Origin of the sequence: Paenibacillus amylolyticus, assembly GCF_051136285.1 — a bacterium.
GTDB classification, from domain to species: domain Bacteria; phylum Bacillota; class Bacilli; order Paenibacillales; family Paenibacillaceae; genus Paenibacillus; species Paenibacillus amylolyticus_F.
Window position 1 is genome coordinate 6,600,758 of record NZ_CP194938.1, and the last position, 11,105, is coordinate 6,611,862.

Sequence of the window (11,105 nt, forward strand, 5' to 3'; positions counted from 1 at the left end):
GTTTTCGATCCTATTTGTTGAAGGTATGATGATGAGTTGTAACATTTGCTTCCTTCTAACCGATATATAATAAGTACACCTATACGCGAAGATAAGGAAAGGAGGGTTCACATGGATATTGCAGCAATGTCAATGATGATGAACCAGGCTTCGGTAGCACAAGCGGCGAGTCTGCAGGTGATGTCTATTACGAAAGACATGGCGCAGCAGCAAGGTCAACAGATGGCAGAGATGTTAAAATCCGTGCCTGCTCCTCATCCTAACTTGGGTGGGAGTCTGGATATTTCAGGTTAGGCCAGTTCCGACCGTATCTTAAGTTTGGTATGCTTTACAAAACATGCAGCAAGCATAACGCGAAGCAGCTTCAATTCACAGGAATTGAAGCTGCTTCGCGTTTGTTTTGCGCTATGAAATCATAAGTCCGAATTAACACATCGATTTTTGTTGTAGGCTCATATTATATTGTTAACGATAAGTCCGGTGTAGAGCTTTTAAAAGATAATGAATCCTTCATCGCCCATAACTCGTCGTAACTGGAAATTTGCACGTCAGCTTTGGAGAGATTCTGATCCCCTGAACCTGGATTATGATAGCCGATGCAGCGCATGCCTGCACTTTTGGCGGCTTGAACACCATTACGTGAATCCTCAATAACGAGGCATTGTGCCGGAGATATGCCGATTCGCTCGGCTGTCACGAGGAAAATGTCCGGGGCTGGTTTGCCATGTTCAACCTCTTCACCAGTCATGCGCACTTCAAAGTACAAGCCCAATCCTGTTTTCTCCATGATTAGATCAATGAGTGCCCGGGGGGAAGAGGAGGCAACGGCAATCGGGATGCGCTGTTCATGCAACCATTTAATCCACCGTTCCACGCCAGGCATGGCAGTAAGTTCAGGATGAGTAAACATCTTCTCCATCACATTATGCTGATGATACGCAAGAATCTCTTCCAGGGGTACCTTGACCTGATACTTGTCAATGACTTGCTTCCACATGGATTCCAGCGTTACTCCGACAAAAGAATGATGTTCTTCTTGCGTCACGGCTGCACCAAAATGATCAAATGAACTACGCTCAATCTCAAAATAGATCGGTTCACTGTCAATCAGAACGCCATCCATATCAAAAATGACTGCTTGAATGGACGGATCTCCATTCTCATTCATATCCAGACGTTCAGCTTCCTCTTTTGCTCTCATGCTGCGTTCCTCCTATTAAGTGAGTGATTCAGATACGTTCAAGTTTAACTTCTTTTTATCCAGCATTCTATCCTTCATTCCAGCTTGAGGCAAACTGAATTAACTGGATTGCAACACAACCTTAATAGCATGAGATGAAGCTTGTAGGGTACGTCCAGGGATATCACATCCCAATGTACGGAACGCTTCTTCATAATCTTCTAGAGGGAAGGAATGGGTTATGATTTTTTTAGCAGGTATAATCTGTTGCTCAATCATATAATGTGCGGTTGCAAATGTTCCAAGTGAGTCGATAGAGCCAATGATCTTCAGACTGCGATCTACAACTTCCTTCGGATTGAAGGACGTATTGCCATCACGTAAACCAACCAGCATTAAATATCCGCCGCTGGCGAGCTGTGACAATACTTGTGTGCCTACAACACCAGTGGTGTCCACAATCATATCGACTTGTCCGGTTGTTGGAGCGATGTCCGCAATCGCCTGTTCAAAGGAAGAATGAACTTGCCAGCGGTCGGGTGCGATGGAGCCTGCAATGGCTAAACGTTCTTCGGAGATGTCGACAAGACTTCCAGTGACACCTTTGGAAGCAAGCGCATAGCTGTACAGGATGCCAATCGGCCCGGCTCCAAGAATAATTGTTCTGAAATTCGGTAACAAATGAATCTGGTTAATGCCTGTCAGCATGCAGCTTAGGGGCTCGGTTAACGTTGCTTCTTCATAGCTTACATGATCTTTTAATTTATATAAAAAGCGATCTTCGGTCACGTAATAATCCGTGAAGGTGCCATCCGCACTTACTCCCGTTTCCGTAACGGATTTATGGGTGCAGTGATTCTGTCTGCCTGTTCTGCACATGTCACATTGACCACAGTAGTACGTAGGATCAATGACAACGCGATCTCCAGGCTGCAGCGTTGAGACGGCGGAACCTACAGCAATCACTTCTCCCGCTGATTCATGTCCAAGAATGACGGAAGGAATCGCATGATATTTGCCGCTGACAATGCCAAGATCGGTTCCGCACACCCCGGTTGCCCGTATACGGACAAGAACCTGATTGTCTCTTGTAATCTCGGGAACAGGTCGTTCCTCTAGTGCGACATCCCATGCAGATTTATATACTAATGCAAGCATGTTAAAACCTCCTTATATTCTTAGAAACAGATTAATGAACGCTGGCCAGCACGGAATCCAATCGATCAACAATCTCGACCAACTCGTCTTCCGTTGTTGTCAGAGAAGGGCGTACTTTAACGACATTACCGAAGCCGTATCGCGAACTGCGCAGGATCAGATGTTGATCTTCAAAAGCACGGTCAATGATTGCATTGGTTTTTGGGGTATCTGGTTCGTTGTTATCACCCACGATTTCAAGTCCCCACATCAGTCCAACACCGCGAGCTTCACCGATGCCAGGATATTTCAAAGCGAGTTCCTGCAGCAGTTCTCCAAGCAAAATTCCTTTTCGCTTGACTGCATCCAGGAATCCCGGTTCGGAGACAACCTCCAGCGTGGACTTGGCAGCGGTGACCGAGATCAGGTTGCTACCTGAGGTGAAGGAATGCTCATGTTTTTCGAGCACATTCAAACGGGATTGCATCAATACAGCAGCTACAGGCACGCCAATGCCACCAAGTCCCTTGGCAAGTGTAATCATGTCGGGCTGGATATCAAACAGTTCGCTGGCAAACATCGTTCCTGTTCGGCCTACACCTGTCTGGACTTCATCCGCAATAAGAAGCATGTTGTTCTCATCACATAGTTTACGAAGGCGTTTGAAGTATCCGAGCGGTGGTACAATGTTGCCGCCATTTCCGAGAATGGGCTCAATAATCATACAAGCAACCGAGCCGGAGCTGGTATAGTCAATGGCATCAGATATCGCTTCAATACATTGATATCCGCACTCTCTGCTTTCGCTTTTGAACGGACAGCGATAACAATATGGTGCGGGTACATGAACTGCATTCGGTGCAGATGAGTTTGGAAATCGCTTACGTCTGAAGGCATTCCCTGAGATGCCCGTTGCAAATTGGGTCTGTCCATGGTGAGAAAGATACAAGCTAATGATGTCCGTAGCGCCTGTATATTTCTGAGCAATTTTAGTTGCACATTCATTGGCTGTGGAGCCGGTAATATCCCGCATCCATCCGGCATCAATCTGGTTCGGAGCGAACTCAATCAAGTGATCCAATACTTCGTTGACATAAGGTTCGGTGAAGGAGGATGACATATGCGTAAGATTGCCGACTTGTTCCTGTATTTTATTGACTACATGTGGATGGTTATATCCCAAGGACAGATTAAACGTGCCCGAGACACCGTCTAAATACTCCACACCTGAATCGTCAATCAACTTAATCCCTTTTCCGACTATAAAGCGGTTATTGGTTAAAGTTTGCATGCAGATTCCTCCAAAAGTTTAGTGTACAAGCTGGGTGAACGATATGATCTGATCCGGATGGTTTGGGCATCACCCCTTTCAAGTAAGGAAACTATGAGTTAAAAATTTATACTTCTTTGGTTTGGTGGGGGAATGTAGAGCTTAGTGTTTCATTGCGATTGTTCCAAAGGTGAGAGAGGATCAGTGTCAGCAATAAAAGTAGACAGAATCCCGCTAAAATCATAATGGTGCCAACAATAGGCCAAGCGCTCATGCTCCATCCTGTGAGATATTGTAGTGTTGCACCGCCAATACCGCCGGAGGCAATCAGAATACTGGTTGTCCTCTCTGTCATGCCGGGAATCAACACATTCGCGTAGACGAGTGCGATACAGAACAGCCCAGACATAAATAACCCTGTTCCAAAAATCAGTATATACGTCACCCATTGACCAGACACAAATACCATGGAAACCGTGAACAGCAGTGTGCCGATGGTACTCCAGATCAGGAAAGGCATATAGTTGACAGCTTCTGCAATTCTGCCCGAGAACAGGCGTCCGATAATCATGGCAATCCACAGAATAGAGACGCTTAGGGAAGCGATAGATTCTTTCAGTTCCAGGCGTTCCACGAGAATGGAAGGCAAGAAATTCATCAATCCAAGTTCTAGTCCCATATAGACAAAGAAAAAGACAACGAAGATCGAGAGTAGTCCCAGATGTTTTTTGGAATAGCTAATTTTGTCTGTTCCTTGGGCGGTCGTATTTTCTCCGGCCTGTTCCAGGTATTGTGCAGCAGAACGAGGCATGGTGACCCAAGTAATCATGAGAATTAGTGCAGAGACAGCAACTGTAAAGAACGTCAGGTGCCACTGGTCTAGCCAGATGAATAAAGCGGCGGCCGCTGGAATGAGAAGTGCACCCAGTGCGAAAAATACATCCAGTTTGGACATGGCGACCGCTTTTTGATTTTCCGTGAATTCAATGGTGAAGGCTCCGACGGAAGGTTCAATGATACCTGAGCCAAACCCTACGATTATGGTTAACAGAAGCAGAATGTTCCATGAAGGTAACCCTCCGAGCACCAAATAAGCTGCAATAATACAGATCAACGCCAAGGTAAGCATCCATTTTCGCCCGATTCTGGCTGTCAAGGATGGTGACACAAGTACGCCAACAAGAAATCCGATAAACTGCAAAAATAGCAAAAATCCTCCGTCACTGTAACCTCGTTCATAATGAGGCAGTAAAACAGGCAGAAGGGCACCAAGCACAACGCTGGTGATACCGATCAACAGATAGAAGCCGCAACTTAAAACGAATATTCTTCTCAAGTGTCTACCTCCTAAGGTGGATATAAATTTTATAAATTGAAATAAATGTTTATTTTATACTTAACTTATACCATAATATTGAAATTTTACAAGCTTTTTATTGTAAAATTTTGTTAGGTTTTAGCGGAGAGATCATTCTTTTGATTCATCTTGTCTAAACTTAAAAATGGTGTCGAAAATGACTCTGTTGCGTCACTATTCAATTCATGAGAAGATGAGGTTTGGTGCTTTGCTGTAGAGTAGAGTCAATGTTTGTACGCTATTATGATAAGAAGTGGTGAAGGAATGTTAGTCAACAAATACATAAGTGAGACGGGACATTTCTCCCGCAGAGAAACGAATCGGCGCATTGCAGCCGGAAGAATTACGATTAATGGCAGGGTATGTGTAAAAGGAGATACGGTGGAACCAGGTGATATTGTGCTGATGGATGGAGAGAAGATTCCAGAACGGAATCCGGAGTCCGTGTATATCGTGCTGAACAAACCTGTTGGTATAACCTGTACCGCAGCTGAGCATGTTGAAGGCAACATCATTCAGTATGTGAATTATCCTTCACGCATTTTTTCAGTCGGCCGACTGGATAAAGCATCTGAGGGGTTAATTTTACTAACCAATAACGGAGACATTGTGAACAAAATGATGCGTTCAGAGCATCATCACGAGAAAGAGTATGTTGTCACGGTGGACAAGCCGGTTACGGATGCATTTATACATTCCATGTCGCAAGGTGTGGAGATTCTTAACGTGGTGACCAAACCGTGTGAGGTGTACAGGCAGAGCGAGAATGTCTTTCGAATTATTTTGACACAGGGGCTTAATCTGCAAATACGCCGAATGTGCAAAGCGCTGGGGTACAGGGTATTCAAGCTGGAACGCATTCGAATTATGAACATTACACTGGATGAGCGGTTAAAAAAGGGGGAATGGAGACATCTGGAGCAGCAGGAACTTGAGCTGCTTATGTCTCAATTGGATCATAACGAGGCAGGGGATGAGTAAGAACATGCTTGCCAAGCTCGAAAGAATGAAGAACTTCATTCAGACGAACATAGAAAACACGCCCCCTTTTGGTGGAGGTCGTGTTTTTATAGTGAACACGTTTTTACGTGACTTTTCAAGATGAGTAATTTATGTGTTACGACGTAATGTTGTCAAAAGAATTTCTTGTTTTTTTCCGCCTCTTGGTGCTTTCCGAAACATAAGATCCATACAACGTAAGGGATGCGCCTAACATGCTCACCCATGTGATTCGTTCCTGAAGAATCAGTGTAGAAGAGACAATGGTGATGACGGGTACGAGATAGATATATACACTTGTATGAATAGCACCTAATATTTTTACCGCTTGATTCCAGGTTACGAAACACAGCGCAGAAGCACCCACACCAAGGAAGAGAAAGTTTGATATCGTACTAAATTGTGTGAACCGAGCAACATTCAGATCGAATTCAAACCAAGCGAGTGCTGGCAACATGAAGAGAAGGCCATAGAAAAAAACCTTACGGGTTGCACCTATCACAGGGTAGTTTCGCACGCCAATTTTGCGCATAAGAACAGAGTATATAGCCCATACTGCCGGAGCGATAAAGGCAAGCAAATCCCCTAAGGGGTTAAGTTGTAACATAAAGCTTCCGTTTAGTGTGATTAGAATGATCCCGCACATCGCAATGCCAAATCCGATCAAGAAGCGGCGAGTTAACCTTTCTCCAACCAGAAAGAAGTGGGCAAGCACAGCGGTGAAGAAGGGAGCAACGGATACGATCACACCTGCGTTGGAAGCTGTTGTATATACTAAAGCGATATTTTCAATGAGAAAATACAAAGCTACACCGCATAAACCCGCGCCCATAAATAAGGCTTCTTCCCCAAAAGAAAAGACTTTCTGAACACGTGGATAGATTATCCACAGGATCAGATAACCAATCAAGAAACGGAACAGCAAGATTTCCACAGGTGTAAAGTCCTCTAGCAGCACCTTCGTTGAGACAAAGGTCGTTCCCCAGATCAGGATGGTAAATAAGGCGAGCAGGTGTCCAGTCGTGCTGCTATAATGACGCATCGAAGTCATCGTTTGCTCTCCTGTAATCGTCTTGGCTCCGAACCGTGATTGAAGATACGTCGATATTGTTTAGGTGTTAGACCGATCAGTTTTTTGAAAAAGTTTGAAAAGTGGCTTTGGTCACTGAAGCCCGTCTGTGCAGCTACATCAATGGGCAGTACGCCATGTTCCAGCAGACGTTTAGCTTGATTAATCCGTATCGTTTCCAGATAACGATAGGGGGATATGCCCTTCTGGCGAGTGAAGAGGCGCAGCAGATGGTACTTACTAATCCCTGAAAGCTCAGATAGTTCATTTAAGCTGACGTTTTTTGTGTAATGAGCTTCCATATACTCGCAAATTTTCCTGATTTCCAACGTGACAGTTTGTTCTGCTTCAGGGGGTTCCATATCAGCATAATCTTTTAGCAACTGATCCAGCAGCAGCAAAAGCATCTCTTCCTTACAGAAATCAGACTGCTCTTCAAGTATGATCTGGTGCAGGTCATGGAGCGAGGAGACGAGTTCACTTTGATATAAAACATGGGTGGAGAACCTCGGCAAATAGGCTTGTCCGGTAATTTCACGTACATACTCTCGCATAACCTCAGGCTCAATATTGATACAGCGGTAATCCAGTTTCCTTCCGTCTACCTGCTCACAGGCATGTGGATCTTGTGGATTGAAAATAATGATGTCTCCGCTGTTTAATAGGTATTCCTCGTTGTTGCAGATCAGATGTCGTTTGCCTTCCTCAATAAATCCAATCACGTAATATTCGTGAAAATGATTGGGAAATTTCTGCATGATACCTTCGAATTGGTAAGCCTCCAGCTGCAAATCTGAATCAAAAACGACGGTTCGCACTTCGCGACTCATGATGCACCTTCTTTCTGGTATGGTGAGGAGATTATAACGTGCACCTAAGCCCGATTTCTTGAACGATATTGCTTATTATAGCGGAGCGTTGGATCGAGAACGTCTATTTGAGTTCAGTTTATGTTTAATTTAAAATAAGAGTGTGGAACTTGAATGAAAGATTTTCCTCTGATGGATATGGTAATGGATAAGGAGATGGGATGATATGTTTGAACACTTGGTCATTTTCAAATTTAACGATAAAATCACACCTGCCAAGCAGCAGGAGTTTGTAGCTCAGTTACTGACATTACAGGATCAAATTCCTGGGATCGTTGATCTGACGGCTGGAGTGAATGTAACGGAGGAAACGGATCGCATTCAGGGATTTACCCTGGGATTACGAGTGACATTTGAAGATCAGGAAGCGCTTCGTGCCTATGGACCACATCCTGCACATCAAGCGTTCGTATCCTCTCTGGATGGCTGGATTGAGAATGTGATCGTAACGGATTATGCAATCCCCGCCAAGTAAGTAATGCTCGTTGTTTTAGCTTTCGTACGATCCTGTTAAACAAGAGTTGTCTTCACCTTGGAATCTCCATGTGACTACATAAATGAGCATGGGTTCACAAAAGCTACATGAAGATAAACAAAGAAGTTTCTTGGTTAGGAGAAGGAGTGTGACCCATGGAAAAAAGTAAATTAAATTCAGGCTGGAATCTTGAAAATAGCTACTCAGAACTTCCCCAGTCGTTTTATACAAGTCAACATGCAGTGCCTGTAAAGTCCCCAGATTGGATCATTTTTAATAAAACCTTGGCAAACAGTCTTGGGTTAGATGCCGATTTCCTGCAAAGTCCCGAGGGAGTGGCTATTTTTGCAGGCAATAACTTACCAGAGGGGGCAGTTCCCCTCGCACAAGCATATGCGGGCCATCAATTTGGTAACTTTAATATGCTTGGGGATGGACGTGCTTTGCTGCTGGGTGAACAGATTACCCCGCAAGGGGAGCGAGTCGATGTTCAGTTGAAAGGATCAGGGCGGACGCCTTACTCTCGCGGTGGGGATGGACGTGCTGCTGTTGGCCCGATGCTTCGGGAGTATATTATTAGTGAAGCGATGGTTGGTCTAGGTATTCCTACGACACGAAGCTTGGCTGTTGTCTCTACAGGGGAGAACATTTATCGTGAAACAGAGCGTCCAGGGGCTATTCTCACACGGGTTGCAGCCAGTCACATACGTGTAGCTACCTTCCAGTATGCAGCGCAATTTGGTTCGGTAGAGGATATACGTGCGCTCGCAGATTACACATTGCAGCGCCATTTTCCACAGGTAGAGCCTAACGAACAGCGTTATTTGAGCCTACTGCAGGAAGTGATCAAACTTCAGGCAGAGCTTGTTGCGAAATGGCAGTGCGTTGGCTTCATTCACGGCGTGATGAATACGGATAATATGGCGATCAGCGGGGAAACGATTGATTATGGACCCTGTGCTTTTATGGATACATACAATCCAGCAACGGTGTTTAGTTCGATCGACAGACAAGGTCGATATGCCTATGGAAACCAACCTTACATTGCAGGCTGGAATCTGGCGCGTTTTGCAGAAACGTTGTTACCTTTGCTTCATGAAGATGAAGAACAGGCCGTACAAATCGCTCAGGATGCTATTGCACAGTTCTCGGAGCAATATCATCATCACTGGTTAACAGGGATGCGAGCCAAGCTCGGTTTGTTTACGGAAGCAGCAGAAGATGAGACCTTAATTAAGGATTTGCTTGAACTAATGGAAAAGCATGCTGCAGACTACACGAATACGTTCGTGGCGCTGACCTTGAACAAACTGGAAACGTCTAATCTGAATGACAAGTCAGATTTTCAGGAGTGGCATGCACGCTGGACAGAAAGATTAGGTGGGCAGCCCGAATCCAGCGAAGACGTGGTAGAGCTTATGAAACAAAATAATCCTGCGGTTATTCCACGGAACGACAAGGTAGAGGAAGTGCTGGAACGAGCAGAGAAGGATGGGGACTACAGCTTAATCCAGCCTTTACTGGACATTGTTCAGCACCCTTATGCGTATACGCCGGAACAGGAAGCATTCGGTGCGTTGCCTGTGTCCTGTGACACTTCGTACCAAACATTCTGCGGGACTTAAAATATGCAAGGCTGACAGAAAAAAAAGGATAGAGCTGCCAAATGGCAGCTTTTTCATTAGGAGGTAACTTTCATGTCCAATATATTAAGTATGCAGGAGTTAGTCGAACAACTTCTTGAACTGTTATCAAGAACTGCTTATCCTAGAGAACAGATGGAGAGTTATGTGAACCGATTGGGTGAGTCATTCAAATGGGAAGGCGTTCCTTACGTAGAAATCGGTGATAAACATTACATCGTAACGATCTATGAACGTGGTATACCTTCGTTGATTAAAAAGCTGGAGCAGACTGAAGAGATGCTCTATTGGTTATTGGAAGATATGATTTTTACAGCTGCCCATGTAACATTGCTTAAGAAGTACGGTGTAGATAATGTGAATACCCATCTCGATTACACAAGTGAAGTGTGGCAGGAGATAGAAGATAACGTATTCAATGCTTTTCGAGCAATTGGTGAACCCTATTTAAGCTGGCACCAAGAGGGTAAACGCCGGGAGCTGGAAACGGTTCAACCCAAAAAGGGGAAATCTTCGATATGAGTGAACAGGATATTCAAGATATTTGGTATGATTACGCTCTGACTTTTGTGGAGAAAAAGAACAAATCAGAACAAGGATGGGCTGTGCTTTCCCAGGTGGAACAAGAAATTGCGGCATTGTGGCTCTTGGAGGCCGACGTCTATAATGGCGGCTTTATACAGTTTTTTTGTAACTGGGGAGAAGAAGGGTATGTGGCGGCTTGCAGAGCTTTGCAAACCATCGGTGCCAACCAGGTTCTGGATAATGTACAGCAGCAGTATGCTTGTTTTGAGCATTTGGAAGATGATCCTAGACTGACCGGGCTATGGGACATCCCGAAATATCTTGAAGCGGAGCAAGAAGAACGTCTGGATGAGCTAGATCAGCAGCTCTGGAATAACGAGGATCAGGTTGCTGAGAAGGCTTATGTATATTACCATGACCAGCTTCAGATCAGGTTGTAATTAACTTGGCATAGTCAATTTTGCCTACAAGGATGCAATGTTTTTGTGGATTAGAACTTTTAATTTTTATAATAATATGCATTATCGGAATACTTGCGCTTGCAATGCCTATAACGTTCCGCTATACTGGCTATAATTAAA

The 11,105-nt window shown here is 44.6% G+C and carries 12 protein-coding genes; 6 read left to right on the plus strand and 6 right to left on the minus strand.

Annotated features, from left to right (window positions below):
- Nucleotides 1-111: 111 nt before the first annotated feature.
- Complete coding sequence (locus ACR8BL_RS28770; RefSeq protein WP_434750695.1) at nucleotides 112-294, plus strand: YjfB family protein; 183 nt, start codon at nucleotides 112-114, stop codon at nucleotides 292-294.
- A 163-nt stretch (nucleotides 295-457) separates the two neighbouring features.
- Here the strand turns inward: ACR8BL_RS28770 and ACR8BL_RS28775 are convergent, their stop codons facing one another.
- The 4 genes from ACR8BL_RS28775 to ACR8BL_RS28790 form a co-directional block, all read right to left on the minus strand.
- On the minus strand, nucleotides 458-1,201 hold the full coding sequence (locus ACR8BL_RS28775; protein ID WP_434750696.1) for an HAD family hydrolase: 744 nt from the start codon (nucleotides 1,199-1,201) through the stop codon (nucleotides 458-460).
- 99 nt (nucleotides 1,202-1,300) lie between these two features.
- On the minus strand, nucleotides 1,301-2,338 hold the full coding sequence (locus ACR8BL_RS28780; protein ID WP_434750697.1) for a zinc-dependent alcohol dehydrogenase: 1,038 nt from the start codon (nucleotides 2,336-2,338) through the stop codon (nucleotides 1,301-1,303).
- Nucleotides 2,339-2,369: 31 nt separating this feature from the next.
- Complete coding sequence (locus ACR8BL_RS28785) at nucleotides 2,370-3,608, minus strand: aspartate aminotransferase family protein (RefSeq protein ID WP_434750698.1); 1,239 nt, start codon at nucleotides 3,606-3,608, stop codon at nucleotides 2,370-2,372.
- 106 nt (nucleotides 3,609-3,714) lie between these two features.
- Nucleotides 3,715-4,923 carry an MFS transporter gene (locus ACR8BL_RS28790; protein WP_434750699.1) on the minus strand — a complete coding sequence of 403 codons (1,209 nt, stop codon included), beginning with the start codon at nucleotides 4,921-4,923 and terminating at the stop codon, nucleotides 3,715-3,717.
- A 285-nt stretch (nucleotides 4,924-5,208) separates the two neighbouring features.
- On the opposite strand from ACR8BL_RS28790, the gene ACR8BL_RS28795 reads away from it, so the two are divergent.
- Entirely contained in the window at nucleotides 5,209-5,925 is a 717-nt protein-coding gene (locus ACR8BL_RS28795) for a pseudouridine synthase (RefSeq protein ID WP_434750700.1), read from the plus strand.
- 136 nt (nucleotides 5,926-6,061) lie between these two features.
- Here ACR8BL_RS28795 and ACR8BL_RS28800 read toward each other — a convergent pair whose 3' ends face one another.
- Nucleotides 6,062-6,985, minus strand: a complete 924-nt coding sequence (locus ACR8BL_RS28800) for a DMT family transporter (RefSeq protein ID WP_434752959.1) — start codon at nucleotides 6,983-6,985, stop codon at nucleotides 6,062-6,064.
- A gap of 5 nt (nucleotides 6,986-6,990) precedes the next feature.
- A complete protein-coding gene (locus ACR8BL_RS28805; protein ID WP_434750701.1) occupies nucleotides 6,991-7,842 on the minus strand; it encodes an AraC family ligand binding domain-containing protein in 852 nt (283 codons plus the stop codon).
- Nucleotides 7,843-8,047: 205 nt separating this feature from the next.
- Here ACR8BL_RS28805 and ACR8BL_RS28810 point away from each other — a divergent pair, with 205 nt between their 5' ends.
- The 4 genes from ACR8BL_RS28810 to ACR8BL_RS28825 all read left to right on the plus strand — a co-directional run bounded on the left by ACR8BL_RS28810 (nucleotide 8,048) and on the right by ACR8BL_RS28825 (nucleotide 10,964).
- Nucleotides 8,048-8,356, plus strand: a complete 309-nt coding sequence (locus ACR8BL_RS28810; RefSeq protein ID WP_434750702.1) for a Dabb family protein — start codon at nucleotides 8,048-8,050, stop codon at nucleotides 8,354-8,356.
- Nucleotides 8,357-8,511: 155 nt separating this feature from the next.
- Entirely contained in the window at nucleotides 8,512-9,981 is a 1,470-nt protein-coding gene (locus ACR8BL_RS28815; protein WP_434750703.1) for a protein adenylyltransferase SelO, read from the plus strand.
- A gap of 72 nt (nucleotides 9,982-10,053) precedes the next feature.
- Nucleotides 10,054-10,521, plus strand: coding sequence for an Imm63 family immunity protein (locus ACR8BL_RS28820; RefSeq protein WP_434750704.1), 468 nt, complete (start codon nucleotides 10,054-10,056; stop codon nucleotides 10,519-10,521).
- Nucleotides 10,518-10,964 (plus strand): DMP19 family protein, encoded by a 447-nt coding sequence (locus tag ACR8BL_RS28825; RefSeq protein WP_434750705.1) that lies wholly within the window; start codon nucleotides 10,518-10,520, stop codon nucleotides 10,962-10,964. Before ACR8BL_RS28820 ends, ACR8BL_RS28825 begins: the two co-directional genes overlap by 4 nt.
- The last annotated feature ends 141 nt before the right edge of the window (nucleotides 10,965-11,105 follow it).

Bases quoted from the DNA above. Each gene is read 5' to 3' on its own strand.
- ACR8BL_RS28785 (WP_434750698.1), bottom strand. From the start codon at position 3,608: ATGCAAACTTTAACCAATAACCGCTTTATAGTCGGAAAAGGGATTAAG.
- ACR8BL_RS28770 (WP_434750695.1), top strand. From the start codon at position 112: ATGGATATTGCAGCAATGTCAATGATGATGAACCAGGCTTCGGTAGCA.
- ACR8BL_RS28825 (WP_434750705.1), top strand. From the start codon at position 10,518: ATGAGTGAACAGGATATTCAAGATATTTGGTATGATTACGCTCTGACT.
- ACR8BL_RS28815 (WP_434750703.1), top strand. From the start codon at position 8,512: ATGGAAAAAAGTAAATTAAATTCAGGCTGGAATCTTGAAAATAGCTAC.
- ACR8BL_RS28775 (WP_434750696.1), bottom strand. From the start codon at position 1,201: ATGAGAGCAAAAGAGGAAGCTGAACGTCTGGATATGAATGAGAATGGA.
- ACR8BL_RS28820 (WP_434750704.1), top strand. From the start codon at position 10,054: ATGTCCAATATATTAAGTATGCAGGAGTTAGTCGAACAACTTCTTGAA.
- ACR8BL_RS28805 (WP_434750701.1), bottom strand. From the start codon at position 7,842: ATGAGTCGCGAAGTGCGAACCGTCGTTTTTGATTCAGATTTGCAGCTG.
- ACR8BL_RS28810 (WP_434750702.1), top strand. From the start codon at position 8,048: ATGTTTGAACACTTGGTCATTTTCAAATTTAACGATAAAATCACACCT.
- ACR8BL_RS28780 (WP_434750697.1), bottom strand. From the start codon at position 2,338: ATGCTTGCATTAGTATATAAATCTGCATGGGATGTCGCACTAGAGGAA.
- ACR8BL_RS28795 (WP_434750700.1), top strand. From the start codon at position 5,209: ATGTTAGTCAACAAATACATAAGTGAGACGGGACATTTCTCCCGCAGA.
- ACR8BL_RS28800 (WP_434752959.1), bottom strand. From the start codon at position 6,985: ATGCGTCATTATAGCAGCACGACTGGACACCTGCTCGCCTTATTTACC.